The sequence below is a fragment of the Bacillus sp. EB106-06-01-XG163 genome (genome assembly GCF_058791615.1).
Genome location: NZ_JBYTDS010000007.1, coordinates 185,459 through 211,990 on the forward strand (window position 1 = coordinate 185,459; position 26,532 = coordinate 211,990).

At 48.3% G+C, this 26,532-nt stretch carries 25 protein-coding genes; 6 read left to right on the plus strand and 19 right to left on the minus strand.

What is annotated here, in order from left to right:
• Positions 1 to 19: 19 nt before the first annotated feature.
• The 4 genes from AC3WTF_RS11045 to AC3WTF_RS11060 are packed head-to-tail and all read right to left on the minus strand — an operon-like array spanning position 20 to position 3,628.
• A complete protein-coding gene (locus tag AC3WTF_RS11045; protein ID WP_007410275.1) occupies positions 20 to 964 on the minus strand; it encodes a siderophore ABC transporter substrate-binding protein in 945 nt (314 codons plus the stop codon).
• 21 nt (positions 965 to 985) lie between these two features.
• Positions 986 to 1,744 (minus strand): iron ABC transporter ATP-binding protein, encoded by a 759-nt coding sequence (locus AC3WTF_RS11050; RefSeq protein ID WP_003156330.1) that lies wholly within the window; start codon positions 1,742 to 1,744, stop codon positions 986 to 988.
• Positions 1,738 to 2,685, minus strand: a complete 948-nt coding sequence (locus AC3WTF_RS11055) for an iron chelate uptake ABC transporter family permease subunit (protein WP_014416905.1) — start codon at positions 2,683 to 2,685, stop codon at positions 1,738 to 1,740. Before AC3WTF_RS11055 ends, AC3WTF_RS11050 begins: the two co-directional genes overlap by 7 nt.
• A complete protein-coding gene (locus tag AC3WTF_RS11060) occupies positions 2,675 to 3,628 on the minus strand; it encodes an ABC transporter permease (RefSeq protein ID WP_015239156.1) in 954 nt (317 codons plus the stop codon). The genes AC3WTF_RS11055 and AC3WTF_RS11060 overlap by 11 nt, the downstream gene beginning before the upstream one ends.
• Positions 3,629 to 4,041: 413 nt before the next feature.
• Here AC3WTF_RS11060 and AC3WTF_RS11065 point away from each other — a divergent pair, with 413 nt between their 5' ends.
• Both AC3WTF_RS11065 and AC3WTF_RS11070 read left to right on the plus strand, forming a co-directional pair.
• Positions 4,042 to 5,406 (plus strand): aspartate kinase, encoded by a 1,365-nt coding sequence (locus tag AC3WTF_RS11065; RefSeq protein WP_020955323.1) that lies wholly within the window; start codon positions 4,042 to 4,044, stop codon positions 5,404 to 5,406.
• Between the two features lie 79 nt (positions 5,407 to 5,485).
• Positions 5,486 to 5,596: a YjcZ family sporulation protein gene (locus AC3WTF_RS11070; protein ID WP_369878517.1), complete on the plus strand. Its 111-nt coding sequence runs from the start codon at positions 5,486 to 5,488 to the stop codon at positions 5,594 to 5,596.
• A gap of 149 nt (positions 5,597 to 5,745) precedes the next feature.
• Here AC3WTF_RS11070 and phrC read toward each other — a convergent pair whose 3' ends face one another.
• The 4 genes from phrC to yclJ form a co-directional block, all read right to left on the minus strand.
• The gene (gene phrC, locus AC3WTF_RS11075; RefSeq protein ID WP_003156334.1) at positions 5,746 to 5,865 is read right to left on the minus strand and encodes a phosphatase RapC inhibitor PhrC; all 120 of its coding nucleotides are present in this window, start codon (positions 5,863 to 5,865) and stop codon (positions 5,746 to 5,748) included.
• Complete coding sequence (locus AC3WTF_RS11080) at positions 5,849 to 6,997, minus strand: Rap family tetratricopeptide repeat protein (RefSeq protein WP_007410270.1); 1,149 nt, start codon at positions 6,995 to 6,997, stop codon at positions 5,849 to 5,851. Before AC3WTF_RS11080 ends, phrC begins: the two co-directional genes overlap by 17 nt.
• 152 nt (positions 6,998 to 7,149) lie before the next feature.
• A complete protein-coding gene (yclK, locus tag AC3WTF_RS11085; protein ID WP_161968256.1) occupies positions 7,150 to 8,583 on the minus strand; it encodes a two-component system sensor histidine kinase YclK in 1,434 nt (477 codons plus the stop codon).
• The gene (gene yclJ / locus AC3WTF_RS11090) at positions 8,570 to 9,253 is read right to left on the minus strand and encodes a two-component system response regulator YclJ (protein ID WP_007410267.1); all 684 of its coding nucleotides are present in this window, start codon (positions 9,251 to 9,253) and stop codon (positions 8,570 to 8,572) included. The genes yclK and yclJ overlap by 14 nt, the downstream gene beginning before the upstream one ends.
• Before the next feature lie 212 nt (positions 9,254 to 9,465).
• Between yclJ and AC3WTF_RS11095 the strand changes: the two genes are divergently transcribed.
• Positions 9,466 to 10,902 (plus strand): ABC transporter permease, encoded by a 1,437-nt coding sequence (locus AC3WTF_RS11095; protein ID WP_061581761.1) that lies wholly within the window; start codon positions 9,466 to 9,468, stop codon positions 10,900 to 10,902.
• Positions 10,903 to 10,916: 14 nt separating this feature from the next.
• Complete coding sequence (locus AC3WTF_RS11100) at positions 10,917 to 11,600, plus strand: ABC transporter ATP-binding protein (protein WP_326245585.1); 684 nt, start codon at positions 10,917 to 10,919, stop codon at positions 11,598 to 11,600.
• Positions 11,601 to 11,703: 103 nt separating this feature from the next.
• Here the strand turns inward: AC3WTF_RS11100 and AC3WTF_RS11105 are convergent, their stop codons facing one another.
• The 10 genes from AC3WTF_RS11105 to gerKA all read right to left on the minus strand — a co-directional run bounded on the left by AC3WTF_RS11105 (position 11,704) and on the right by gerKA (position 22,491).
• Entirely contained in the window at positions 11,704 to 13,050 is a 1,347-nt protein-coding gene (locus tag AC3WTF_RS11105; RefSeq protein WP_007410264.1) for an MmgE/PrpD family protein, read from the minus strand.
• The gene (locus AC3WTF_RS11110; RefSeq protein ID WP_007410263.1) at positions 13,047 to 14,198 is read right to left on the minus strand and encodes a M20 peptidase aminoacylase family protein; all 1,152 of its coding nucleotides are present in this window, start codon (positions 14,196 to 14,198) and stop codon (positions 13,047 to 13,049) included. The genes AC3WTF_RS11105 and AC3WTF_RS11110 overlap by 4 nt, the downstream gene beginning before the upstream one ends.
• A gap of 17 nt (positions 14,199 to 14,215) precedes the next feature.
• A complete protein-coding gene (locus tag AC3WTF_RS11115; RefSeq protein WP_042634818.1) occupies positions 14,216 to 14,965 on the minus strand; it encodes an amino acid ABC transporter ATP-binding protein in 750 nt (249 codons plus the stop codon).
• Between the two features lie 13 nt (positions 14,966 to 14,978).
• Positions 14,979 to 15,653: an amino acid ABC transporter permease gene (locus AC3WTF_RS11120; RefSeq protein WP_020955318.1), complete on the minus strand. Its 675-nt coding sequence runs from the start codon at positions 15,651 to 15,653 to the stop codon at positions 14,979 to 14,981.
• Positions 15,654 to 15,675: 22 nt separating this feature from the next.
• Complete coding sequence (locus AC3WTF_RS11125; RefSeq protein ID WP_012116791.1) at positions 15,676 to 16,467, minus strand: amino acid ABC transporter substrate-binding protein; 792 nt, start codon at positions 16,465 to 16,467, stop codon at positions 15,676 to 15,678.
• A 28-nt stretch (positions 16,468 to 16,495) separates the two neighbouring features.
• On the minus strand, positions 16,496 to 16,987 hold the full coding sequence (locus AC3WTF_RS11130) for a GNAT family N-acetyltransferase (RefSeq protein ID WP_003156352.1): 492 nt from the start codon (positions 16,985 to 16,987) through the stop codon (positions 16,496 to 16,498).
• A gap of 13 nt (positions 16,988 to 17,000) precedes the next feature.
• On the minus strand, positions 17,001 to 18,326 hold the full coding sequence (locus tag AC3WTF_RS11135) for an LLM class flavin-dependent oxidoreductase (protein ID WP_029326230.1): 1,326 nt from the start codon (positions 18,324 to 18,326) through the stop codon (positions 17,001 to 17,003).
• 168 nt (positions 18,327 to 18,494) lie between these two features.
• Positions 18,495 to 19,613: an endospore germination permease GerKB gene (gerKB, locus tag AC3WTF_RS11140; RefSeq protein WP_032866961.1), complete on the minus strand. Its 1,119-nt coding sequence runs from the start codon at positions 19,611 to 19,613 to the stop codon at positions 18,495 to 18,497.
• A gap of 24 nt (positions 19,614 to 19,637) precedes the next feature.
• Positions 19,638 to 20,864 carry a Ger(x)C family spore germination protein gene (locus AC3WTF_RS11145; protein WP_015239146.1) on the minus strand — a complete coding sequence of 409 codons (1,227 nt, stop codon included), beginning with the start codon at positions 20,862 to 20,864 and terminating at the stop codon, positions 19,638 to 19,640.
• Positions 20,851 to 22,491: a spore germination protein GerKA gene (gerKA, locus tag AC3WTF_RS11150; protein WP_007410255.1), complete on the minus strand. Its 1,641-nt coding sequence runs from the start codon at positions 22,489 to 22,491 to the stop codon at positions 20,851 to 20,853. The genes AC3WTF_RS11145 and gerKA overlap by 14 nt, the downstream gene beginning before the upstream one ends.
• Positions 22,492 to 22,612: 121 nt before the next feature.
• Between gerKA and AC3WTF_RS11155 the strand changes: the two genes are divergently transcribed.
• Complete coding sequence (locus AC3WTF_RS11155) at positions 22,613 to 22,834, plus strand: YczF family membrane protein (protein WP_007410254.1); 222 nt, start codon at positions 22,613 to 22,615, stop codon at positions 22,832 to 22,834.
• A gap of 92 nt (positions 22,835 to 22,926) precedes the next feature.
• Here the strand turns inward: AC3WTF_RS11155 and AC3WTF_RS11160 are convergent, their stop codons facing one another.
• Entirely contained in the window at positions 22,927 to 24,672 is a 1,746-nt protein-coding gene (locus AC3WTF_RS11160; RefSeq protein WP_007410253.1) for a right-handed parallel beta-helix repeat-containing protein, read from the minus strand.
• 278 nt (positions 24,673 to 24,950) lie between these two features.
• Here AC3WTF_RS11160 and AC3WTF_RS11165 point away from each other — a divergent pair, with 278 nt between their 5' ends.
• Complete coding sequence (locus AC3WTF_RS11165) at positions 24,951 to 26,429, plus strand: peptide MFS transporter (protein ID WP_492314259.1); 1,479 nt, start codon at positions 24,951 to 24,953, stop codon at positions 26,427 to 26,429.
• The last annotated feature ends 103 nt before the right edge of the window (positions 26,430 to 26,532 follow it).

A 26,532-nucleotide genomic window follows, 5' to 3' on the forward strand; every position in this document is an offset into this window, starting at 1 on the left:
ATGTGACCGGGTTCTTTTTTTACTTCTCGATTCCGTCTTTAACTTCTTTCACCATTTGCGCCATGGATTCCAGGCCGCCTCCTGATAAATACCATGTAGCTGAATCAAGGTAGACAACATGGTTGTTTTTCACCGCTTTCACCGATTTTACATAATCATTTTCAACCACTTGTTTTGTTGAAGATTTTGTGCCGATCGCTGTTCCGCGGTCAACGACAAACATATAATCAGGGTTTGTTTTGGCGATATATTCATAAGAAATGCTTTGTCCGTGCAATGAGGCTTCGATGTTTTTGTCAGCCGGTTTGACGCCGAACACATCATGAATGAAGCCGTATCTTGATTTAGATCCGAACGCGCTGATTTTGCCGTCGTTCGCCATCACCACTAACCCGTTTTTATCCGTGCTGCTTGTCTTTTTCTTCAGATCCGCAATGGATTTGTCAATTTTCGCAAGCTTATCTTTCACTTCATTTTCTTTGTTAAAGATTTTGCCGATCACTTCGGTGTTGTGCTTGAATCTGTCAACGTAGTTTGTATAGTCATCATCAAGGTAAATCGTCGGCGCGATTTTTGAGAACTCTTTATAAGAATCAGATTGTCTGTGAGCGATAATGATTAAATCCGGGTCAATATCCGCGACTTTTTCAAAATCCGGTTCTTTTAAACCGCCTGTATTGGTGTATTTATCACTTTTATATGAAGATAAGTATTTTGGAATGTTTTGTTTCGGAAGCCCCGCCACATGATCCTGTAAACCCAGTTCATCCATCGTGTCCAGCATTCCGAAGTTGAATACGACGACTTTTTTCGGATTCTTCGGCACTTTGACGCCTTCTTTGTTCAGGTCATCTTTGATTGTGATTGTTTCTTTTGATTTGCCTGATGTTTTGTCCCCGTTTCCGCATGCAGAAACAACAAAAATCGTAACGAGCGCAATGAATAGCAATGCGAATTTTTTCATGATTTTCACCTCATCTGGTTTTTAAGAAAAGTACACACCGATCCGCTGACTGTCAATCTCTTGAATCGGGATGGTCATATCATAAATATCTTCAAGCACGGAGGTTTCAATGATCTCCTCCGCCGGCCCTTCTTTGACGATCCGGCCGTTTTTCAGTGCAACGATATGGTCTGAATATACGGATGCGAAGTTGATATCGTGAATCACTACGACGACCGTTTTTCCGAAGTCTTCCACAAGCCGCTTCAACAGCTTCATCATTTCAACGGAATGCTTCATATCTAAATTGTTCAGCGGCTCATCGAGAAAAATATAGTCCGTATCCTGAGCGATGATCATCGCGATAAACGCCCTCTGGCACTGGCCCCCGCTGAGCTGATCGAGATATTTATCCTTTAAGTCATCCAGCTTCATATAACTGAGTGCCTGGTTGATATGCACCCAATCTTCATCCGTCAGTTTCCCCTGGGAATACGGAAATCTGCCGAAGCTGACCAGGTCTTTAATCGTCAGCCTGATATTGATTTGGTTCGTCTGCTTCAGGATGCTGATTTTTTTTGCCAGATCGTTGCTTTTACAGGCCCCGATCTCTTGCCCGTCGACCGTGATTTCCCCGGAATCCGTCTTAATCAGCCGGCTCATGATAGACAGCAGCGTGCTTTTTCCCGCGCCGTTCGGACCGATAAATGAGGTGAGCCTGCCCTTTTGAATGGATAGAGACGTTTTCTCAAGGACGGTTTTCCCTCCGTATTGTTTGCTTACATTTTTGACCTCTACCATGATTTATTCTCCTTTAACAGCAGATAGATAAAATAAATCCCGCCGGCAAAATTAATGATGACGCTCAGCGTCGTGGAAAACGTGAACACTTTCTCCACGACGAACTGGCCCCCGACGAGCGCGACGATGCTGATCAGGACAGAACCCGCGATTAAATACGTGTGCCTGTAGGTTTTTAAAAACTCTCTCGCCAGATTGACGACAAGCAGTCCTAAAAACATAATCGGCCCGACAAGAGCCGTAGAGACAGACACAAGAATGGCGACGACAATGAGCATCTGTTTCACAAGCTTATCGTAATCAATCCCCAGGTTGACGGCGTGCTCCCTGCCGAGCGACAGCACGTCAAAAAACCGCGTGAACCGCCAGACATAAATGCCCGTCAGAAGAAAGACAGCACCGGCAAACCATAAAAGATCGGTGTTGATATTGTTAAAGCTGGCAAACATTTTGTCCTGAACAACCTGGAACTCATTCGGATCAATCAGCATCTGCATAAAGGATGACAGACTGTTGAACAGCGTGCCGAACACGACGCCGACAAGCAGAAGGAAAAACACGTTCCGCCCCTCGCCTTTAAACATGAGCTGATACAAAACGAGGGACAAGAGCACCATCAGCCCGACGGAGATGACGAAATTAAGATTTTTGTTCATCATGACGATATTCATTGAACCGAACAGGAACACGATGACGGTCTGAATGAGCATATACAGGGAATCGAGGCCTAAAATGCCCGGTGTCAGTATGCGGTTATTTGTAATCGTCTGGAAGATGACCGTTGAAAACGCGATCGCTCCTCCGGTGAGCATCATGGCAAGCACTTTGAAGCATCGTCTCGGCAGGGAGTATTCCCAATTGCCCAGTCCGTAGAACAGGAAGAATCCGATACATATCATGGCGAGCGCCGCCAGCAGCGTAATTTTTTTATTATGACTCATATGCTTTTCTCCTTAACAGCATATACAGGAAGATGCCGCTGCCGATAACACCGACCATCAGGCCGATGGAAATTTCGTACGGGAAGATGATCACCCTTCCCAAAATGTCGCAAAACAGCACAAAAACAGCGCCCAGCAGAGCGGTGTGAGGCAGGCTGCTCCTCAGGTTGTCCCCTTTGTAAATCGACACCATATTGGGAATGATCAAACCGAGAAACGGCAGCATCCCGACGGTCAGGATCACCAGTGAAGCGATGAGCGACACGATAATCAGACCGATATTAACGACGCGTTTGTATTTCAGGCCGAGATTGACGGAAAAGCTCTCTCCCATTCCCGCCACCGTAAATTTATCTGCATACACATAAGCGATGATCACCAGCGGGATACTCAGATATAAAAGCTCATACCGGCCTTTGACGACCAGTGAGAAATCTCCCTGCAGCCATGATGACAGGTTTTGGATCAGATCGTATTTATATGCGATAAACGTGGCGATTGAGCTGACAATATTCCCAAGCATTAAACCGACGAGAGGAATAAAAATCGCATCATTGAACTTGATTCTCTCGAGGATTTTCATGAAAAGGAAATTCCCCGCCAACGCGAAAACGAAAGCGATAGACATTTTCACAAGCGGACTCGCTGACGTAAAAAGCATTAATGAAATCAAGATTCCGAGCCTTGCCCAGTCCATCGTCCCCGCAGTCGTCGGCGATACAAATTTATTCCGGCTGATCTGCTGCATGATTAATCCGCAGATGCTCAGGCTCATGCCGGCGATGATAATGCTCACCAAACGCGGCAGCCGGCTGTCAAACAATGTACCTGCCTGTTCTTTATTTAAATGAAAAATATCCAGCGGCGACAAATCTTCTACACCGATAAATATAGAAGTACACGCCAAAACCGCCAGTAGCAAAAGTAAGTAACGTAGCTTCATGCTGCCTCCCTGCACCCATCACAAACGGTATGACTGATTGCCAAACAACTCCCATATATCCCACTCGTAATGATTATCATTATCAACGACAATTATAATCTTATCATCTTTCCAAGCGCAGTCAATACAGTTTTGCTTTCAAAAGCGGTCATCCGCGGGCCGTACACTAAATTATCTTACAATCAGTCTATCAAGAATTTGCAGGATTTTCTATAACCTTCATTTGGCTGCTTATCATTTTTTGCACATGATGACACGCTTGAGGGAAACAAATCTGACAAACAGCGGCAAAATTCCTCCATGAAAATACAAATGTTCTCCCCACGTAGAAAAAATCCTTGATTTACATGTTTGAAAGAGAGATAATAAAAATTAAATTTGTGAGAAAATTTAAATATTAGGGGATGTAAATCATGAAAGTTGTAAAATTCGGAGGCAGCTCTCTTGCGTCAGGAGCCCAGCTTGAGAAAGTGTTTCAAATCGTGACGGCTGATCCCGCGCGGAAAGCCGTCGTCGTATCGGCGCCGGGAAAACGCTTCTCGGACGATACAAAGGTGACGGATCTGTTAATCCGCTGTGCGGAGCATTATTTGCAAAAAGGTGCAGCGCCCGAGCTTGCCGAAACGGTCATTGAACGGTACGCCGCCATCGCGCGTGAGCTGAACCTGGATTTCTCTATTATAGAAAGAATCCGCAGTGACCTATTCGCTCTTTTAAACAGCTGTAAAACCAATCCCGAACAATATATGGATGCGGTGAAGGCGAGCGGCGAGGACAACAACGCGAAGCTGATCGCAGCCTACTTCCGACGGCAGGGCGTGAAAGCGGAATACGTAAGTCCGAAAGAAGCGGGGCTGTTTGTGACGAATGAACCCGGAAGCGCGCAGGTGCTCCCCGAGTCTTATGGTCATTTGTACCGTCTGAGAAACCGTGAAGGCTTGATCATTTTTCCGGGATTTTTCGGTTACACGAAGGAGCATGAGATTGTGACGTTTTCCCGGAGCGGTTCTGATATTACCGGCTCCATTCTCGCCAGCGGCTTAAAAGCCGACCTGTACGAAAACTTTACTGATGTGGACGCCGTCTATTCCGTCAACCCGTCAATCGTGCGGCATCCGAAAGAAATTAACGAACTGACGTATCGGGAAATGCGTGAGCTCTCCTATGCCGGATTTTCCGTTTTTCATGATGAAGCGCTGATTCCCGCATTTCGGGCCGGCATCCCCGTTCAGATTAAGAATACGAATAATCCGGATGCGAAAGGAACACGCGTCGTCAGCAGCCGTGACAATACGAACGGGCCAGTCATCGGCATCGCAAGCGACACGGGCTTTTGCAGCATTTACATAAGCAAATATTTAATGAACCGGGAAATCGGTTTCGGCCGCAAAGCCCTTCACATTTTGGAGGAAGAAGGATTGACGTATGAACACGTTCCATCCGGCATTGACGACATCACGATCATCCTTCGGCACAATCAGATGGACTCAGAACTGGAACACAGGCTCGTCACCCGTCTGAAGCAGGAACTTCAAGCAGATGAAGTCACAGTCAGGCACAATCTGGCGCTGATTATGGTCGTCGGGGAAGCGATGCGCCATAATGTCGGCACAACCGCCAGGGCATCCAAAGCACTGTCGGAAGCCGGCGTCAACATCGAGATGATTAATCAAGGGTCATCGGAAGTCAGCATGATGTTCGGAGTGAAAGAAGAACAGGAAAAACACGCGGTGCGGGCACTGTATGATGAATTTTTCGCCGGAGTCTTACTCTCATAGGACACCGCCTCTTTTTTCTCTTGTCCACTAATATCCCTTACAAAGCAGCTTCTTTTACATATTGTATGGTATAGACAATATGGAGGTGAAGCTCATGTCAGGATATTCTGGAGTCAGCTCTTTCGCTTTGATCGTTGTTTTATTTATCCTGTTGATTATTGTAGGTACTGCCTTCGTTGGCGGTTTCTAAACATCACTCCGTCTATATGAGGACGCTGCGGGTTTTGACCTGCGGCGTTTTCTTTTGTTTTCCGCCGCTGTCCAAGTCCGGCCGCGCAAAAAAAAGACTGCCGGGAACATTCTCGGGCAGTCTTTTCCTTTGTTCTGGTTATTTTCTCCTCACGTCATTCCTCTTTCAGCTACATGGAATTCAGCCTGATCTGTCTGGCCTGCACCTGTCACTGTAAAAATCGCGGCGGCTGCTAAACAAATAACAAACCATTTAGATTTCAATTTCATACAAACCCTCACTCCTTTGTATTTGTTTCCTTGCCTCTTCGACTTTCAGAAAATAGTCAGAAGAAATTTTAAAGCAATTTTGTTCATAGTAATATTTAGCTGCTTCTAGTGCTAAATCCTCTATATCGGCGTATAAATTTTTATCTTCCAGGTAACGGAAACACGCGCTGATTGTTTCCTCATCCGGTTTCGCCTGATACAGAGCCTGCAGCCATTCGAATTTTACCGTATAAACGGGATCGTCTGTTTCTTTAGCATATTCATATCCCCGCTTGTGATATTCCGACGCTTTTTCTTTTTTTCCGAGTTTAAAGTAAATGAGTGTGATTAGAAAATATGCTTGAGGAAGAGAATTGACGATTCTTTGTGATTCAAATGTATCGACCGCCCGTTCAAAGTACGGAATCGCTTCGCCGATGCGGTCCTGATTGTAGTAGCACAGTCCGAGGTTATACAGCGCCCTCCCGACAAGCTGCGCTTTTTGTTCTTTTTCGGCCATTTGCAGAGCGTGCTGAAAATGTTTGGCCGCCTGTTCAAAGCGCCTTTCATCCATTAAATTGACGCCGAATACAAAATGGCATTGAATGATCCGGACGTTATATGTGTCCTGCTCTACGTAAATTTCATAAGCGTTTTTTATATGTATCAAAGAAAAATACGTTTGTTTCATATGATAATAAGCTTCGGCCACTTTAAAATAAAACTCCGCCCGTTCCACGTGGTCCGATACGAAGGCCAGTTTTTTCTCAGCTTGTTTATAATATGTAATCGCTGAGATAAATTCTCTTTTATCAAATTCAAACATGCCTTTGAAAAAGTTGACGTAATAATCGAGAAGCCCTTTGAGGCCGGCCTGGCTGTTATCAATGTTATCAAGAATTTCCGACAGGGTCGGCTGGTCTTCTATCTTCAGTTTTTCCAGCGGCTCCAAGTAGTCCAGCATCAGCTGATGGCGAAATTCCATGAGGGAATAATAAAGCACTAAGTTCGAATCAGGCTCCATATGGTCAAGCTCTTGTTTGATCTCGGCCTTCAAGATCTCCGCATCCGGCACGCTGAATGTTCTGATGTATCGATACCACTCGTTAATTTTCTGCCCGACTGCTGAAGAAGGAATTAACCCGCTCTTCATTCCTTCACCCTCCCCATCCAAGACCTGTTTACCAGTTATTTTATCACGTTTCCGTCTCTTTCCATCCCGAAAAACACGCAAACTTTGTTTCGGCAGAGCGCAATTTTCCGAGTGGAGTTAAAACAGACGGCGGCCAGACGGGACCGCCGCTTTCAAGATGATTCATGTTTCGTATTCAGCGGAAGGCGGATTGTAAAGGTCGTGCCTTTTCCTTTTTCGCTGTCAATATCTATCGTGCCCTTGTGCATTTCGACGAGCTGCCTGACGATGGACAGGCCGAGTCCGTATTCGCCGTATGCCGTATTCGTCCGGGACACGTCCGCCTTATAAAACCGCTCCCATATATGCTCAATTTCCTCTTTGGAGATGCCGATCCCGGTGTCTTCGATTTCAATCACCGTTTCTTTATAGCCTTCATACCCGCGCAGCGTGATGTCTCCCTTTTGCGTAAATTGAATGCTGTTTTTCGTGATGTTGACGAGAATCTGGATCAGCCTGTCATAATCGGCGAACACTTTGACGCCATCCTCCACTTGAATCCGCAGCTGATTTTGTTTTTCCTCCGCCTGCTGATTGAGATGCTCTTTAATAATTTCAAACACCTCGATGAGCGGCAGACTGAGCTTGTCCAGTTTGATTTGCTGGGATCTGATTTTTTCATAATCCAGGTTTTCTTTCACGAGCCTGAGCATCCGCTTCGTTTCTTCGCTGATCAGCGAGAAGCATTTCTCTTTATCTTTTTCCGGGATGGTGTTGCTGTTAAGCCCCTCCACAAGTCCGTTAATGGTCGTCAAAGGCGTTCTCAGCTCATGGGAGACATCGGCGATAAATTGGCGCCTCCGTTTTTCAAGGCGGTCAATCTGCTCTCTCGATTGCTTCAGATTTTTGGCCATGGTGTTGAAATCAGACGCCAGCATGCCGATTTCATCGCCGCCGCTGTTCTTGAGCGAAATATCGTAATCACCGGATGCCACTTTTCCGGTCGCATCCCGCAATGTCTGAATCCGCTTGACGTGAAATTTAGATAAAAGCCAGCTCAGCAGAATCGTGATGATAAGGGTGCTGATGATCGCGTAAAACATATAGCGGTTGACCTGGCTGATCATCTGCTCGACCCCTCTGACGGGAGACACGAGCAGCACCGCGCCTTTAAATTGATCGTTGATAAAAAGCGGCTTTGCGACAAGCGATACTTCTAAACCTTCTGTATTAAAACGGTTCATCTCCGCTCTGATCTGAACGGTTTTCCCTTGCTTCAGCATGTGCCACTCTTTACTTTTCAGCTTCTCGCGCGGCGGCATATCGTCAGGAAAAAAGTAAGGCCGCTGATGTTCATCGAAAATAATAAACCTGGTCTCGCGCGTTTTTAACATGTCCTGATACGGATACAGGCGGCGCAGATCAAGATCGCGGCCGTTCAGCTCACTTGTGATCTGCTGCGCGTAAGAAGACAGCTCATCCACTTTATTTTGATACGCAAAATCTTTCACAAAGTGCGAAAACAGGGAAATGATGATGAAAAAGGCCAAAATCAAAATGCTGACATGGCTTAACAGCAGCTGATATAAGTATTTAATCCTCATCAAATTTGTATCCTACCCCCCACACCGTATATAAAAACGGTTTTTCCTCACTGGACAGTTTTTTGCGCAGCCGTTTAATATGAACATCAACCGTACGTTCATCGCCGTAAAATTGATAGCCCCACACCTGCTCAAGCAGCTGCTCTCTCGAAAAAACCTGGCGCGGGTTTTGTGCGAGATAAAAGAGCAGATCGAATTCCTTCGGCGTCAGATTCTCGACAGGTTTTCCGTGCAGAAACACTTCCCGCGTCTTCTTATTGATTGAAAAACACGCCGTTTCGATCAAGTCGTCGCTTTTTACGGCCTGCCCCGTCGCCCGGTATCTTCTGATCACCGCTTTAATCCGCGCTACTAGCGTCAGCGGGCTGAACGGCTTGGTGACATAGTCGTCCGCCCCCATTTCAAACCCGATCACCTGATCAGACTCCGTATCCTTTGCGGTCAGCATAATAATCGGCACACTGCTCGTCTCTCTTATTTTCCGGCAGATCGTCACTCCGTCCATGGATGGAAGCATAATGTCCAGAATGACCAAATCCCAGTCCTCTTCCGTGAACCGCTGATAGCCTTCCACTCCGTCATGGACAAATTCGGCTTCAAATCCTTCTTTAAAAAAGAACATTTCTGTCATGGTGCATACGCTTATATTGTCTTCTATCATTAATATCTTCATTGGTTCCTCCGCTTATCTTGACGCTTTTTCTTATAATAGCACCATTTTACCCGGGTGTTTTCGGGTTTCACAATTGTTAGTTTTTATTTCATCACCCGGAAATAGTTTGTTCATATTTTTTTCATACATTTCTCCTACTATATACATATCGGATGGCCGGTGCTAAAGAAGGCCATTTTTACAAGATCTGACACCCACACGGAGGAACAGACATGAACTTTATAAAAAGAGCCTTTTGGAGCATGAAGGCAAAAAAGGGAAAAACATTTTTGCAGCTGGTTGTGTTTTCAGTGATTTGCATTTTTGTCCTGTCCGGTCTTACGATCCAGTCAGCGGCAAAGAAATCAAGCGAACTGGCAAGGCAGCAGCTCGGCGGGAGCGTCACACTCCAGGCTGACCGCCAAAAGCAAATGGCGCAGCAGCAAAAAGACGGTGAAAAGAGGACGTTTGAATCAACGCCGATTTCCGTCTCAGATGCCAAGAAGCTTACATCTTTACAGCATGTTAAAAATTACAACTTCCTCACGACAGCGTCAGCAAATGCAGAAAGCTTTGATGCGATAAAAAGCTCAGGCGAATCAGCCGATAACAGTTCCGGCGCCGGCCGTTTTCAAGGCGGCGGAAGACAGATGATTTCAGCTGATATCTCGATCGAAGGCGTGCTCTCTACGGCATTGCTTGATGATTTCACAGGCGGGAGCTCAAAAATCACTGACGGCCGCGCCATCACAAAAACAGATGCGGACGGAAAAGTCGCCGTGATTAATGAAACGCTGGCAGATCAAAACAAGCTGAAGGTCGGCGGCTCCATTACCGTTTCCTCAGCAGCGGATGATTCTAAGAAAACGAAGCTTAAAATTGTGGGAATCTATAAAACAACATCATCAGGAGCCGATCAGGCACAGCATTTTTCATTCTTAAATCCTGACAATAAAATCTATACGCCTTACACCGCCGCGGCGGCGTTAAAAGGGTCTGATAACAAAAACAAAATCAGCTCAGCTGTTTATTATATGGATGATGCCAAATATATTGACTCATTCGTTGCGGCTGCGAAAAAAACATCTATAGATGATAAAACCTACGCGCTGACGACAAATGATCAGGTGTATCAGCAAATGGTCGGCCCGATTGAAAATGTCGCGTCATTTTCTAAAAACGTGGTATACCTTGTATCCATCGCGGGTGCGGTCATTCTCGGGTTGATCGTGATGATGGCGATCAGGGAACGCAAGTATGAAATGGGTGTCTTGATGGCGATCGGCGAAAAGCGCTGGAAGCTCATCGGACAATTCTTAACGGAAATTCTGGTTGTCGCCGTTATTGCCATCGGGATCGCATCCGTCACGGGCAAGCTTGTGGCGAATCAGCTCGGAAATCAGCTTCTTTCCCAGCAAGTCAGCTCAGCCGATGATTCACAGCAGCAAACAAGCGGCTGGGGCGGAGGAGAAATGCTGCGGGGAGGCGGCATGTTCGGTCAGCATTCATCCGGCGCGGATGTCATCAGTACAATGCAGGTAAACGTCTCGCTGAATGACCTTCTGATTCTTGGCGGGATCGGCGTCGCAATTGCCGTCATCGCCACATTACTGCCGTCTGTATCAGTCATGCGGCTTCACCCTAAAACGATCCTGACCAAGCAGGAATAAGAGGAGGCAGCATAATGAGCCTATTAACCTTTCAACAGACCGGCTACTGGTACCAAGACAAATCACAGCCGCTGTTTCAGGATATAACGATCAGCTTTGAAAAAGGGAAGTTTTACACAATTGCCGGCGCCTCCGGAACGGGGAAAACAACGTTTCTGTCTCTGGCGGGCGGCCTTGACACACCTAAAGAGGGAAGCATCCTTTATAACGGAAAAGACATCTCCAAAATCGGATTAACCAAATTCAGAAATCAATATGTCTCTATCGTCTTTCAATCTTATCAACTGATCCCGTATATGACGGCGCTCCAGAATGTCACAACGGCGATGGAGATCACCGGCTCTAAGGAGAACAACAAAGATGCGTTCGCGCTCAGCATGCTGAAAAAAGTCGGCATCACCGAACAGCAGGCCCGTCAGCGGGTGCTGACATTAAGCGGCGGACAGCAGCAGCGCGTTTCAATTGCGCGGGCTTTCTGCTGTGACACGGATTTGATTTGCGCGGACGAGCCGACGGGAAATCTCGACGAGGATACGTCAAAGGAAATCGTCCGGCTCTTTCAGGATCTGGCGCATAAAGACGGCAAATGCGTCATCATGGTTACGCACGACGAACAAATTGCCAAAGTTTCGGATATCAACATCCGCTTATCAAGAGGAAGTTTCACGGTATCAGAAAACGGCACGGCCGTTTCCTGATACCGCGCCCCTGCCAGCGCAGACAGGGGCGCACCCTATATCCCCCTATTCAATAGAAGTGAACGTAAAAAGAGCGAGGGCTGCATCCCCCCGCTCTTTTTATTTATATCAGCTGTAAATAACGGTCCATATTTGATTGTCCGGCTGCTTTGATCAATTCTTCCGCCTTTTTCTCTTCTCCCGGCAAAGCGAGCCGGAGTTTGTCTTCAATGTCTTTTTCAGAAAGACCGTTTCCCGGCGCTCCCTTCGGACAGTCGATACGTGTTTCATAGACATGACCGCCGGAAGCCGTGACCCGTACAATTGTAAAACGGCCCTTCGGAACGGCGTTGTCAGCCGGCTGAATTTGGTCATCGCAACTGCGGTGAATCCGCTCAAATCCTTTTTGAAGGGATTCCGGAATCGGCTCGGATGTGAAATGTTCAACTGAAAAATCCTTACCGTGCAAAGCTAAGGTGATCACATATTCCACGCTGAACCGCCCCGCTTCGCCTGTTTTCGGACGCCGTTCTGTCAATGCGGCGTCACCGCCCGGCGGATAAATCACGTCGATCCGTTCCGTTTGGCCGAAAGTGAGACCATGTTCGGCCTTCAGCTTGAGAATGGCGTCCGCCGCATGATGAGCCGCCGAACAAAACGGATAAACCTTAAACCAAAGTCCCGGGCTCACAATCCGCCAAGGTTTTCCCCACCCGCTTACAAGGAGGGTTTCTGCCCGTTCAAGATCGCCGTACAGTCCGAAAAAACCTTTCTCCCCGTCGAGCGCATGAACTGAGCCGCCGAAACCGGCCTTTGCAAGCTTTACGGCGAACAACCCGGCTTGAGCGGCCAGTCCGGCGTGGAGCGGCTTCATTTCTGTCCCGAATTGCACTCTCATGCCTCCGGAGCGGGCAGCCGCAAACCCGATTGCTTTCTGCAATTGGTTTTGATTCAGATTCTCCGCGAATCCGACGGCGCATGCGGCCGCAATGGCACCTAACGTTCCTGTATTATGCCAGCCTTTCTCGTAATGATGCCTTCCAGCTGACTCGCCGAGCCGCGCCATCACTTCGATTCCCGTCACATAAGCACCGAGAAAGCGGCTCTTGTCTATCCGGCCGGCTGATGCGGCTGCAATCAAAGCCGGAAGGATGACTGCGCTCGGATGTCCTCTTACATCAGAATGAACATCGTCAAAATCAAGCGCATGTGCGATGAATCCGTTAATGAGCGCGGATTGGGACGGCGTGGTTTTTTGATTTCTGCCGATAAGCGGCGCTATCGGCACCCCGCCTTCTTCTTCGGCCAGTTTTACCAGCTTTTCAACTCCTTTATCCCGTCTCCCCGCAAAAGCTGCCGCTGTAAAATCAAGCAGTCCTTTGCGCGCTTCTTTCATCGCTTCAGCGGATGTTTCCGGCACAGACGACATGACGGCCTGAGCAAGTCCGGCCGTCAGATTTTCCGTATTCATTCCGTCTGCTCCAATACGTTGACGGCAAGCCGGGCGAAAAACTCAGCCGCTGCCGGGAGCGCTTTTTCGTCGAGTGTGAAGGCGGGATGGTGCCATTCTTCCGTTCCGTTTGTTCCCATCCAGACGAAGAAGCCGGGGATTTTTTCTTGATATAATGCGAAGTCTTCCCCGCCGGGCGACTGTTCTGCCCGAACGGTTTGAAGCCCGAGGCTTTCAGCCGTTTGTTCCGCCGCCTGTATGAAACGGGCGTCGTTCATCACTGACGGAAGGTAAGGATACCAGCGGAAATCAGCCTCTGCCCCGAATCCGGCTGCGATTCCTTCGGCAACCCGCTTCATATGTTTCGGAACAGCGTCACGCGCTTCCTTTTGAAACGTCCGGACGGTGCCTTCCATTTCAACATGGTCCGGGATGACATTCCAAGAGCTGCCGCCTTGAACTCTTGTGATGCTGACGACGGCATTATAAAGCGAGCTGATATTTCTGCTGACAACTGATTGCAGGCCGCCGATAATCTGCCCTGCCGCCTGAATCGGATCAATGCTGTTATCAGGGATTCCGGCGTGGCCGCCTTTTCCTTTAACAGTGATTTCAAAGCGGTCGACACTCGCCATCAGCGGGCCTTCTTTCAGACCGACCGTGCCGACGGGGAGGTCAGGTTTGTTATGCATGCCGAATATCGCCGATACACCGTCAAGCGCGCCGGCTTCAATGACCTGTCTTGCTCCGGCGGCGATTTCTTCCGCGGGCTGAAAAATAAACCGCACCGTTCCTTTCAGCTCATGCTTTCTCTCATTTAATAAAAAAGCCGTGCCGAGGATAGATGCCGTATGGAAATCATGGCCGCAGGCGTGCATCACGCCGCTGTTGCGCGAAGCAAACGGAAGGTTTGTTTTCTCTTCGATCGGCAGTGCGTCGATGTCCGCTCTGACGGCGATGACGGGGCCGCTTTTGTCTCCTTTGATTTCAGCGATCACTCCGGTTTGAAGTTTCGGCATATCAAGAACCGTGATTCCTTCTTCCTCCAGCCAGCGGCGGATTTTATTCGTCGTTTCGTATTCCTCGCCTGACAGCTCAGGGTGTTCATGAAGGTCGCGGCGGATATTGATTAAACGTTTGTTTAATGATTCATACGTTTCATTTGCCATTTCTTCTTCTTCCCTTCTTAGACAAGTTCGGCGGGCTCTCCCACTTGCTTAATAAATTTTTTCGTCCGTTCGTTCTGCGGATTGTCAAACAGCTCTTCCGGCGTTCCCTGTTCGATGATGCGTCCGTCCGCCATAAATATGACCTTGTCGGCCACTTCACGAGCAAAAGCCATCTCATGCGTGACGATGATCATGGTTGTCTGTTTTTCGGCAATTGATTTGATGACTTGGAGCACCCCGGCTACAAGCTCAGGGTCAAGGGCCGAAGTCGGTTCATCCAGTAAAATCGCGTGAGGATCAACGGCCAAGGCACGCGCAATCCCGATCCGCTGCTGCTGCCCGCCTGACATCGTAATCGGGTAGCTGTCCGCTTTGTGTTCTAAACCGACTTGCCTCAACAGATCCATACCGATCTGTTCCGCTTCTTTTTTCGGTTTCTTTTGCGCGGTGATCAGCGCCTCTGTCACATTTTGCAGGGCGGTTTTGTTTTTGAACAGGCTGTAATTCTGAAACACCATCGCCGTCTGCTGGCGAAGCTTATGAACGTCTTTGCGCGAATAGGACGCTGCATTCAGCTTTGCATCACCGATTTCAATGATGCCGTCATCCGGGCGCTCCAGCAGATTCAAACAACGGAGGAGCGTTGATTTTCCCGAGCCTGACGGGCCGATGATGGCCGTGACTTCGCCGCTTTTGATCTCAAGGTCGATCCCGTCAAGTACGGTAAGGTCTTTAAATGCTTTTCGAATATGTCTGACTTGTATCATCCTGAGCCTCCTCCTATGTGCGATAAGGCTTGCTGATCGCCCGTTCGAGCAGATCCTGCAGCACACTGTAAATAATCGTAAGAATCCAGTACATGACCGCGACGGCTAAATACGTCTCAAAATATTTGAGGTTGCCTGATGCGTACATTTTTCCTTGGGCGAACATTTCCATCACTCCTAATGTAAAGGCGAGCGATGTTTCTTTTAACAGGCCGATAAACGTATTTCCCGTCGCGGGAAGCGCGTTTCTGACGGCTTGCGGGAAAATGATTCGTCTGTACGCCTGGGATTTTGTCATTCCGACAGACAGACAGGCTTCAAGCTGCCCCTCATCGACTGAATTGAGCGCCGCGCGGAAGATTTCAGCCAAGTAGGCGGCATTCTTCAGGCTTAACCCGATAATCGCCGCAGTTAACGCCGTCATCTTGCTCATTCCGGGAAACAGCTGAGGCAGGCCGTAATAAATTAAGAAAAGCTGGACGAGCGTCGGCACGCCCCGGAAAAATGAAATATACATCTTTGACAGCTGGTGAAGCACAGGAACACGATTTTTTGTGATAAGCGCTAATATAAGGCCGCCGATCACGGCAAATACCATGGCCGCGACGGCCATTAGTAATGTGATCGGCAAGGCTTCGATTAACGCGGGAAAAGCTGAAAACATAAATCCCCAATCAATGCTGTTCATTCTCGATTTTCACCGCCGTTTCTTAATGCTTTGCTTCTGTTGTGATATCTTCTTTAAAGTACTTTTCAGACAGCTTTTTCAGCGTGCCGTCTTTTCGCAGGTCTTCAATGGCTTTGTTTACTTTTTTGCGGATTTTATCGTGAGCCGCATCTTTCGCAAACGGGAAAGCGACTTTTTCATAGACAATCGGGTCTCCTGCTAATTTCAGAGGCAGACCGGTCTTTTTGATCTGGGCGATCAGGACGCTGCGGCTGTTTACATAAGCGTCAACCCGTCCGTAAGCCACGTCTTTCAGCGTGCCTTCTTGTGTTTCATACGTTTTCATATTGATTTTTTTATCCGGGTCCTTGCTCTCAAGGTTTTTCGCGTGGTTTGAGCCCAGAACGGCCGCCACTGTTTTTCCTTTTAGATCGTTGACTGATTTGATGTCTTTGTTATCGTTTTTGACGACGATTTGAGTGCCCGCATACGAATACGGTTCTGTGAAGTTATACGTTTTCTTGCGTTCGTCCGTGACAGCGACCTGGTTAGAGATGGTGTCGAGTTTGCCGGTCTGGAGCTCTCCCATCAGACCGCTGAATTCAAGCAGCTTCCAGTCCAGCTTCATGTTGATTTTTTTCGCGACGGCTTCCATGACATCCACGTCAAAGCCGGTCAGCTTGCCGTTTTCTTTATATGCGAACGGATAGCTTTGTCCCGTGGCGCCGACATGCAATACATTATCGCCGCCTTCGCTTTCTTTTCCGTTTCCGCATGCTGATAAGACCGCCAAAAGCGCGGCAGACAGCAGCAAAGCCCATGTTTTCTTTTTCATTGAAATCCCGCCTTTTTCTATGAATATGTTAATCCTGCAATTGTTTTTTTAAATAAATGGTGATGTGCCCTTTTCCTAGATCCTTTTCGCCTGCACGGACGTAGCCTTTTCGCTCGTACATGCCGATCAGCCACGGATGCTTGTCCGCTGTGCCCAGTGACACGAAAGGCGCTTTTAATGTGTCGCGGAGCACTGTATTCTCCAGCCACTCCAGCATGTCTGAGCCCGTCCCTTTTTTTCCGGTTTCAGGATCGACGGCAAACCACCAAATATGAGGAACACCGTACGGCCCGGGATTAGGCCCCCACGGCATCCGCAGAGAAATCGTCGCCAGAATCCGGCCGTCTTCCTCCAAAACGTAACAGGCGTTTTTTTGTATGTTATTCAAAACGAGTTCTTTATCCGCCGTGGCAGCGGCAAAGTTGATGCCGAGCTTGCGGATCGGTTCATACGCCCGCAGTGTCAGTGAAAGCAGCTCATCAGCGTCTGCCTCCGTTGCGAGCCGGTATTGTCTTGACATGATGAGCCCTCCTTTAGTCGGCATATCGGTTTGCCGGTTTTTCCAGTCCGAAATGTTCTCTGAGCGTCGTTCCTTCATACTCTTTTCTGAACACGCCCCGTTCTTGTAAAATCGGAATCACTTTGTCTACAAAAAGAGTGAGACCTTCAGGCAAAAGCGGCGGCATGATGTTGAAGCCGTCACAAGCTTGTTTTCCGACCCATTCTTCCATCTTATCGGCAAGCTGTTCTGGCGTTCCGACAAAGATATGATGGCCTCTTGAACCCGCCACATATTTGTACAGCTCGCGGATGGTCATGTTATCGCGTTTGGCCATCTCCTGAACGAGCTTGAAGCGGCTTTTAACGGCATTCGACGCATCCGCATCCAATTCAGGCAGCGGGCCGTCAAGCGGGCAGGCGGAAAGGTCGACGCCGCCCAGATAGTTTTGCAGAATGTTCAGTCCGACAGACGGAATGATGAGGTCTTGGAGCTCTTCATATTTTGCCTGCGCTTCTTCTTCGGTATCGGCGATAACGGGAAAAATTCCCGGCATGATCGCGATTTTTTCAGGATCACGGCCGAAAGAAGCCGCTTGTTCTTTAATAGATTGATAGAATTCCTGCGCGGACTCCAAATGATTTTGCGCGGTAAAAATGACCTCCGCCGTTTTGGCGGCCAGCGCTTTTCCGTCTCCTGATGATCCGGCCTGAATAATGACCGGGCGCCCTTGAGGTGTGCGGGCAACATTTAACGGCCCTCTCACGGAGAAATATGTTCCTTTATGGTTCAATTCATGCATTTTGTCTTTATCGAAAAATGCTCCTGATTCTTTGTCACGGATAAAGGCGTCTTCCTCCCACGAATCCCATAATCCTTTGACGACTTCAACGAATTCTTCCGCGCGCTGATATCTGAGATGGTGCTCAAGATGCTTTTCGCCGCTGAAATTAAGCGCGGTCGATTCAATCGAAGATGTGACGACATTCCAGCCCGCGCGGCCGTTGGAAAGATGGTCAAGCGATGCAAATTGTCTCGCGATATGGAACGGTTCGCTGTATGTGGTAGACGCGGTCGCCGTCAGACCGATGCGGGATGTGACCTGAGCGAGCGCCGACAGCAGCGTAAACGGCTCAAAGCGCGTCAGCACATTCGGGTGTGATTTGCCGTCTATTGATAAACTGTCCGCCAAAAACAGCATGTCCAATTTCCCCCGCTCCGCTGTTTTCGCCAATTCTTTGAAATAATCCAAATTCATGCTCGCGTCCGCCGGTGCCTGAGGATGTCTCCAAGAAGCGACATGATGGCCGGTGCCCGCGAGAAACACACCGAGTTTGATTTCTTTTTTCTTTGTCATGATGGATCTCCTTCTATTCTGAAATACGGTTCGGAACATATTAACACCACTAAACCTATATTTCCTAGTAAATTTATAAGAATAAATCAAAATGTACAATTGTCACGCAAGTTTGTCAATGCATTAAGACAAAAATCATGATTTTTTAAAAAACCCGGCGCACCGGCCGGGTTATTTCTTCGAAACTGTATAGACGGTCCCTTTGACCTTTTTCTTAATAACGGCAATGATAAGCAGCAAAACGGGGAACAGCACTTGAAACGGAAGATGAATATAGATCGGCACAATGTTTAAGCCTTCATTCATGTGTTCCGAAAAATTGCTTGCGATGCTGATGGAGAGAATCAGCACCCCCAATCCGACCGGGAAGGCCAGCTGGGACGGATTTTTTTCTTTAAACAGCGTGGACACGCCCACGACAACCGCATATGTAAAAAGGCTGACTTTGAAAAAACCGCCGATGACGAGCACGAGCATGAAAAAGACATCCAGCCGGTCTAAAAACTCTTCCACTTTAATTGTCTGTATGGTGCTCAGCAGCGGAAATTGAGAGCGGAGCATTAAGTTGACGTCCAGCACACAAATATTAATCGCCACTGACATTGCCAAAAACAGCCCGCTGATGATAATCGCCAGAAAGCCGGTTTTCTTCACCTTTTTCCGATCTTTTAAATAAGGGAAAATCATGACAAACACGATTAATTCACCGAACGGGATGAACATCGTCTGTTTAAACACGGAAGAAATGACCGTTCCTGCACCCTCCGCTAAAACGGGCTGGAGAAATCTGAGGTTTATCGTGCCTGAGCTGATAATGAGGATCAGCCCGACGGCTGTCAGGAAATACATAATGCCAAACAGCAGCTCGCCGGCTCTCGCTATCACTTCAATTCCCTTTCTGACCGCAAATATCGCGGCGATCATCAGCATGGCATTCACAATTAAAAGCGGCGTGTCCTGGTAGGCGAAGGTGACAAGCATTTCGCCAAAATCCCGCAATACGCGGGCGGCGATATAAGCAAAATAGAGAATATAAAGAAGGGAGACCGCCCAGCTCAGATGTCTGCCGATCAGTTCGTTCATGTAATCTCTCGGAGAAGACTCAGGAAAAAATTGATACAGCGCCTGATAAACGTAGAAAAGTCCGAGACCGATAACGCACCCGAGAAGCACGGACAGCCACGCATCCCGCCCGGCCATCGTGCCCGGCGGGATCAATAACGAACTGCCCAATTCAAACAAAATGATCATAATAAACAGCTGACGCGTGCCGATTTTCGCATTTTCCATACGCTTCGCTCCTTTCTCCTCAAATCAATCATGCTCAAGCTTGTCTGAGAGAGGATTATTCCGCAAGCCCGTTCTTCTGATAATGACTTCCGTTTTGACATCTACGGGGAGATTGGGGAAATATTCTTCATCCCACTTCCCTTTGAACTTTTTCCATTTGTCCGGATGCTTCCGATAGATCAGGTCTCCGAAGCCGACGAAGTCATTCTTATGGGCTTTTATATCTTCAATCGATTTGGTGATATCTTTCTCAAGCTGCACGCTGAGCGCCTTTTGCATCGTCATCAGCACTTGCGGATCAGACAGATGGAAAGGGTATCTGACAGCGTCCACCAGCCCCTCGACCTGAGCATGCACGTGAATATGCGGTTTTCCGTTCGGAAAAGTGGCCGTCACTTTTGTATTCTGGCGGGTGACCTGCAGACTGATTGCATGCTTCACGTTCTTCCAATCCGCATTGATGAACGTATGCTTGATCCTATTGAGCAGCCATACAGCCCCCACACTGTCGTTATCCTCAATCCAGTAATCCAGCCTCCCATCCTTTTTGAACACCGCCAGTCCGTCCGCTGACAGCACTGCTTTCGGTTCAGTTGTCTGCGTATTTTCCATCGTAGGACCGGCTTTATCGTCTCCGTGCATTTCATAACCCGGAATAAACGGCGACCCGGCCGGAGAAGCGAGATCAATCAGAACGTCCTGAAGGTTGGTTTTAATGACTCTGCCGTATTGTTCCTGCGTGAAGCTGAGCGTCTTGTTCACTTTATTGGAAGGGATTTTATCAATCGGCGTCAGCACTTTAATAATGTCTTCAGCCTTGCAATTATGCGCGATCACAACGGTTGCGGTCGTCCTGAATTCGGTGTCGCGGTCAAGATTGTCCAGAATAAAACTGAGCCCTTCCTCTTTCGCCAGTTTTTCACTGAACACCACGAGATTCGTATGCGCAAAATAGAGCCTTCTGGACACTTTCATCGAGCCTTTTCTCAAAGCTTCCGTCATATTGTCTCCGGACACCGAATAGACGGAAACCGGAGGCCGGTCTCCCGCTCCGCCGCCCTGCAGACCGCCGGCCACGTTTCCCGGATTGATAATTTGCAAGTGAAGGACGTATTTTCCCGTTTCGGTCCGGTCAATACCGATGGCGGAGATCACCGCTAAATCGGTCAGCTCCCTTTTATCCCAGCATCCGGATACAAACATAAGGGAAACCATCGTACAAAGGATAAGCATCCATTTACGTCTTTTCATTACCGTCGCCCTCTTCTACATCTTTATTAACCATTCCTCTGGATGTCTCCGGTTTCGGTCTTTGATGTTCCCCCTGGCGCCTGTTGTTTTCCTGCACGAGCAGTCCCGGCCTTTTTTCATCCGCCCATAACGGGGCGCGGAGGAGGGAATCTTTCAACCCGCCCGGGGTTAAAGGAGCGAGCGGGGACATATACGGAAATCCGAATGAACGCAGGCCGCACAGATGGACAAACATCATGATAATGCCCAGAATCAGCCCGTAAAATCCCATGACCGCCGCCGACAGAATAAAGAGAAACCGGATCAGCCGCGCAGATATCGCCATGTCAAAAGCCGGGGTCGCAAAGCTGGCAATCGCCGTCAGGGCGACGACGATAACCATGGCTGGGGAAACAATGCCGGCCTGTACGGCGGCCTGGCCGATGACAAGCGCTCCGACTATGGAAACGGCGGAGCCGACAACTCTCGGAAGCCGGACACCCGCCTCCCTGAGAATCTCAAAGGCCACTTCCATCGTCAGCGCTTCAATCACGGCCGGGAACGGCACCGTCTCCCGCTGAGCCGCGATGACAATCAGTAGCTGCGTCGGAATCATTTCCTGGTGAAAGGTCGTCGCCGCCACATAAATCCCCGGCGCCACCAGTGAAATGAAGAAGATCAAAACCCGTAGCACCCTGATGCTAGTGGCGATATCAAATCGTGAATAATAATCCTCAACGGATTGAAAAAATTGAATAAATAAGGCCGGCGCGATGAGAACGAACGGCGTTCCGTCCACGATAATCGCAAATCGTCCTTCCAGCAGATTCCCCGCCACAACGTCCGGCCGCTCCGTATGATATACGGTGGGAAACACAGAAAACGGCGCGTCTTCAATGAGCTGTTCAATGTAGCCGGATTCCAGAATGCTGTCGATGTCAATGTGCTTCAGCCGCTTGCGGACTTCCTTAATCAGCTTTTTATCGCAAATTCCGTTAATATACATCAGCGCGACATCCGTATTCGTTTCGTGTCCGATCTCCATTTTTTCAACCCATACATCAGGCGTTTTTACATACCTGCGGATCATGGAAATATTGGTTTGCAGAGATTCAGTGAATCCCTGCCGCGGACCGCGGAAAGAGACCTGAGTGCTCGGCTCTTGAATGGACCGGTGCTCTCCCCCTTCCGTGCTGGCGATCAGCGCCTTGTCAGCCCCGTCGACAAAAATGAGCGTGCTGCCCGCCACCAGCCCGGCATAAAGACTTTTCCATTTTTCTTCCTCTTTCACCCCGCCGATCGCAAGCGTTTTATCGTATATCAGGCAGACCGCTTGTTCCGGCTGAACGGACGGGATGTCGATTAAATCCTCCAGAAGGGATTGACTGACGAGCTGTTCGTCTACCAAACCGGCGATATACACAATTGCGGCCGGAAGCTCTTCTTTTCCGATTTTCAGCCGGCGGATGACGACATCGGCACTGTTGCCGAACCTCCCAGACAGCTTCTTCATATTTTGCTTTAAGCTGAGGGAGATCGGCTCATCCCGCTCTTTGTCCGGCTGGCTGTCCGCTTCTTTTCTGCCTTCATTGTCACGGTCGTTTTGATCGGCTTTTTTTTGTTTCTTCTGCTTAAAAAATGGCGGCATATCGCAAAAAACCTTTCCTCGTTTTTTTCATATTCTTCCTGTACGGCAAAAGATTATGCACGGCGGAAAGTCTGTATAAGTTCTGTGTAATCGAAAAGGATAAAAAGGGAGAGTGATGCGCATGAAAATATTGGGGGTTTCATTTTTTTTGCTGGCTGCCTGTCTGATCATTTCAGTAACGATAGATATGCTGCAAGGTTTCAGTTTCTATGGAGCGGTCCAAAACAACCTGTCCGCTTTTAAATTGACCACCTTCTCAGAATGGCTGATGCTGTTTTTATTCGCCCTCTTTTTAATCAGAGAAATGATCGTTTTATATAAATCAGGTAAAAAAGATGCCTGACAGGCGCACGGCTGTATTGTGTCAAAAAAGAACACATCCCTCCTTCTTTCGGAGTTCATGTGTTCTTTTTATTTTTCCGATGCAGATTGTTTTCAGATGACGATATTTCCGCTGTCCGTATCTGTCGTGTGTTTCACAATGACGCCTTTGATAATGCGGTTGCCGATGATTTTAGTACTTGCGGAGGAATTGGTTTGGATGGCGGAAGCAGAAGCGGCGGAAAGGTTGTTGATGGTATTGCCCGACACGAGGGAATTTGAGGCTCCGTTCAGATAGATGCCGATCGGGCTGCCCGCCGTTCGGTTGATCGTGAGCGTATTGTCTATGACTTCATGCGTGCCTGAATTCAGATACACGGTAACGATAAGCGGTGATGATTCAAAGCGGTTGCTGATGACAGAGGTTCCCGAGGATGTTGAACTGAAAATGGGATAGTTTTTGTAGCTTTTGAAGAGATTTCCCTTGATGACAGCCCTGGCGTCATTTGTCACAGATACGGCATAGGACTCCGCGGCGCCCTGATACGCATTCGGAATGAGCGTATTTCCTTCAATAACGGCATTTCCGCCTGTGACCCATATGCCCCGGCTGAACGATTTCAGCACATTTTGTTTCACGATGATACTGCCGGCCGACATGGTGATTCCGTCTGTCACCTGATTCAGAGTGTTATTCGTAAAGACGGCGTTTTCGGACAGCGTCGCCCGCATCCCCGTGCTTCGTCTCGTTTCGGAACGTCCGTTTTCAATGACATTGCCGTCAACGGTTACATCTTCTGCCTGATAGACGGAAATGCCCGTATTTTCAAATTGATTGATTTTGTTATGGGTGACGAGGACGCTTTTTCCCCTTACATCTATTCCGGTGGAAAAACCGGTAATCAGATTGTTGGAAATGACGGCATTGCTGCTGTCCTGTCCTTGTGACACACCTTGTCCGGCGATTGCGGTCCTTGAACCTCCGTCTGACCGAAAGAAGACATTCCCCGAAATGACGGTATGTGCCCCATACCCGTAGCTGATCGTGTTATCGGAATGATTTCCTTCAATTAACACATTATATCCGTTAAAATTGGTGACTGAGCTTGCGGCGTTTCCGGAAAAGAAGTTGTTGCGGACTGTAATATGAAGAGCTTCTTCATAATCTATATCGCCTTCTCCGTACGATTCAATATCGATTCCGAATTTCGGAGCCGTTCCGTTCCCTTGCCCGGCGTCTTCAATCACACATTCTTCCACCGTAACGGTATTGCAGCCGGTGATTGAAATGTTGTTTCGCCTTGACTGCCTGATCTCACAGCGGCGGATGGTCACCTGTTCTGAAGTTTCGTAATCACTGTTTGTTTTTAACCCGAGCGGGCTGACAATAATGCCGTCTCCCGTAAAATCCGAAATCTTCACATTTTCGATCAGCACATTGCTGCTGCCTTCTATACAGATGCCAAACCCCCATTCATGGGTCGGCCGCAAAGGGACATTGGTATACGTGTGTTCATCCCGTTCCCCGATGATCCGGCCGCCGGTGATGGTGACATTTTCCCGCCTGCCTATATAGAAAGCCGAGTAGCCCCAGGAGCTGTTCGGCGCCACTTTAATCGTGCATTCCGGATCTAAAACGATGGAGAGATGGCTCGGCACGTTAATCCCGGCGTTCCGAAACGGCTGGCTGCTGTCGCCGCCAAACGTGCCGTTGATTTTATACGTTCCGGGCGGAAAAAACACCGTATGACAGCCTTCGCTGACGGCCCTGGCCAAGCATTGGTTGATGGCGCCCGTCACGTCGGTTTTTCCGTCTGCCGCCACACCGCAATCCGTTATATCCAATATACGATTCGGCAAGTGATAATCTCCTCCTTCCTCTCTTATTGTCATCTTATTCCGCCATATCCCGCTCCGCCTGTACATACTTTAAATTTTATTAAAAAAGTTTATAAAGATAGTTTAGTCAGATAATATAACAAAATAAGTCATTGGAATTAGGAGAATTCGTCTATATTCAACGTTTTAATATCTTTTCATTCTGGAATTTTTTGAATTCAGTATAAATTATATTGACACAAGTATTATATAAGAATATGATTTTTGTAATACACTTTTTTAAGAAAGGGTTGGCTCAGGTGGCATCTATTGATAAGGATTCTATAACAGAAACTGTGCCGCAACGAGGCTTTTTCGGTCATCCCCGCGGCTTGTTCACACTGTTTTTCACCGAATTTTGGGAGCGTTTCTCCTACTATGGTATGAGAGCCATATTGCTTTACTATTTATACACGGAAGTCGCTCATGGCGGTCTCGGCTTTGATAAAACGACCGCAGTTGCCATCATGTCCATATACGGGTCTCTCGTATACATGTCGAGCGTCATCGGCGGATGGCTGGCCGACCGGGTATTCGGCACGGCAAACACCGTATTTTACGGCGGAATTTTAATTATGTTCGGGCACATCGCTCTTGCCTTCCCTGGCAGCACGGCGGCGTTTTTTACCAGCATGGCTCTGATCATTATCGGAACCGGCCTGCTTAAACCAAACGTATCCAGCGTTGTCGGAGATTTATATACGAAGGAAGACGAGCGCCGCGACTCAGGTTTCAGCATCTTTTACATGGGGATCAACCTCGGCGGATTGCTTGCGCCGCTAATTGTCGGAACACTCGGACAGAAGTACAACTACCACTTAGGCTTCGGATGCGCCGCGGCCGGTATGTTCCTCGGACTGATTGTTTTCGCTCTTACGAGAAAGAAATACCTCGGCAAAGCAGGCTCCAATGTACCGAATCCGATTTCTAAATCATCAGTGATCGGCACGGGAATCGGAGTGGTCATCGCAGCAGCCGTTATTATCGTTCTGATTCAAACCGGCTGGCTGACGATCCAGCGTGTGATTGACACCGTCAGTATCCTCGGCATTGTCATTCCGGTTATTTACTTTATCGTGATGTTCACGAGCAAAAAAGCGACGAAAACGGAAAAATCACGGCTTGCGGCTTATGTTCCGCTGTTTATTGCAGCGGCAATGTTCTGGGCGATTCAGGAGCAGGGCGCGACGATTCTTGCTTTATATGCGGATCAGCGCACGAGACTTTCCTTTGCAGGCATGCATCTTGAGTCTTCATGGTTCCAGTCTCTGAACCCATTATTCATCGTTATTTTCGCGCCGGTGTTCGCCTGGATCTGGATGAAGCTCGGCAAACGCCAGCCTTCAACACCGATTAAATTCGCGATCGGCATTATCCTTGCCGGATTATCATTTTTAGTCATGGCGCTTCCGGTTATGGGCGGAAGCGGCGAGCTTGTGAGCCCGCTTTGGCTTGTGCTCAGCTTCCTTTTGGTTGTGCTTGGTGAGCTTTGCCTTTCACCGGTCGGTTTATCCGTCACAACGAAACTTGCGCCTGCCGCTTTCTCAGCGCAGACGATGAGTATGTGGTTTTTAACAAACGCCTGCGGTCAAGCCCTGAACGCAAAAGTAGTCGGTTTGTTTGATAAGATTTCTGAAGCGGCCTACTTCGGCTCAATCGGTCTTGTTTCGATCATTCTCGGTATTATTTTGATTCTTCTGTCTCCCGTCATTAAACGGGCGATGAAAGGCGTTCAATAACAGATAAAGAAAAGCCTGCGGAATCGTGGGACTGACCCCATAATATGAGACAAACAAAAAACACCTTCAAGTTTGAAAACGGATCGTTGTTATCCGAAATTAG

What these genes read in the sequence shown, in the direction of transcription:
- AC3WTF_RS11045 (WP_007410275.1), bottom strand. Translation starts at nt 964, where the DNA reads ATGAAAAAATTCGCATTGCTATTCATTGCGCTCGTTACGATTTTTGTT.
- AC3WTF_RS11050 (WP_003156330.1), bottom strand. Translation starts at nt 1,744, where the DNA reads ATGGTAGAGGTCAAAAATGTAAGCAAACAATACGGAGGGAAAACCGTC.
- AC3WTF_RS11055 (WP_014416905.1), bottom strand. Translation starts at nt 2,685, where the DNA reads ATGAGTCATAATAAAAAAATTACGCTGCTGGCGGCGCTCGCCATGATA.
- AC3WTF_RS11060 (WP_015239156.1), bottom strand. Translation starts at nt 3,628, where the DNA reads ATGAAGCTACGTTACTTACTTTTGCTACTGGCGGTTTTGGCGTGTACT.
- AC3WTF_RS11065 (WP_020955323.1), top strand. Translation starts at nt 4,042, where the DNA reads ATGAAAGTTGTAAAATTCGGAGGCAGCTCTCTTGCGTCAGGAGCCCAG.
- AC3WTF_RS11070 (WP_369878517.1), top strand. Translation starts at nt 5,486, where the DNA reads ATGGAGGTGAAGCTCATGTCAGGATATTCTGGAGTCAGCTCTTTCGCT.
- phrC (WP_003156334.1), bottom strand. Translation starts at nt 5,865, where the DNA reads ATGAAATTGAAATCTAAATGGTTTGTTATTTGTTTAGCAGCCGCCGCG.
- AC3WTF_RS11080 (WP_007410270.1), bottom strand. Translation starts at nt 6,997, where the DNA reads ATGAAGAGCGGGTTAATTCCTTCTTCAGCAGTCGGGCAGAAAATTAAC.
- yclJ (WP_007410267.1), bottom strand. Translation starts at nt 9,253, where the DNA reads ATGAAGATATTAATGATAGAAGACAATATAAGCGTATGCACCATGACA.
- AC3WTF_RS11095 (WP_061581761.1), top strand. Translation starts at nt 9,466, where the DNA reads ATGAACTTTATAAAAAGAGCCTTTTGGAGCATGAAGGCAAAAAAGGGA.
- AC3WTF_RS11100 (WP_326245585.1), top strand. Translation starts at nt 10,917, where the DNA reads ATGAGCCTATTAACCTTTCAACAGACCGGCTACTGGTACCAAGACAAA.
- AC3WTF_RS11105 (WP_007410264.1), bottom strand. Translation starts at nt 13,050, where the DNA reads ATGAATACGGAAAATCTGACGGCCGGACTTGCTCAGGCCGTCATGTCG.
- AC3WTF_RS11110 (WP_007410263.1), bottom strand. Translation starts at nt 14,198, where the DNA reads ATGGCAAATGAAACGTATGAATCATTAAACAAACGTTTAATCAATATC.
- AC3WTF_RS11115 (WP_042634818.1), bottom strand. Translation starts at nt 14,965, where the DNA reads ATGATACAAGTCAGACATATTCGAAAAGCATTTAAAGACCTTACCGTA.
- AC3WTF_RS11120 (WP_020955318.1), bottom strand. Translation starts at nt 15,653, where the DNA reads ATGAACAGCATTGATTGGGGATTTATGTTTTCAGCTTTTCCCGCGTTA.
- AC3WTF_RS11125 (WP_012116791.1), bottom strand. Translation starts at nt 16,467, where the DNA reads ATGAAAAAGAAAACATGGGCTTTGCTGCTGTCTGCCGCGCTTTTGGCG.
- AC3WTF_RS11130 (WP_003156352.1), bottom strand. Translation starts at nt 16,987, where the DNA reads ATGTCAAGACAATACCGGCTCGCAACGGAGGCAGACGCTGATGAGCTG.
- gerKB (WP_032866961.1), bottom strand. Translation starts at nt 19,613, where the DNA reads ATGGAAAATGCGAAAATCGGCACGCGTCAGCTGTTTATTATGATCATT.
- AC3WTF_RS11145 (WP_015239146.1), bottom strand. Translation starts at nt 20,864, where the DNA reads ATGAAAAGACGTAAATGGATGCTTATCCTTTGTACGATGGTTTCCCTT.
- gerKA (WP_007410255.1), bottom strand. Translation starts at nt 22,491, where the DNA reads ATGCCGCCATTTTTTAAGCAGAAGAAACAAAAAAAAGCCGATCAAAAC.
- AC3WTF_RS11155 (WP_007410254.1), top strand. Translation starts at nt 22,613, where the DNA reads ATGAAAATATTGGGGGTTTCATTTTTTTTGCTGGCTGCCTGTCTGATC.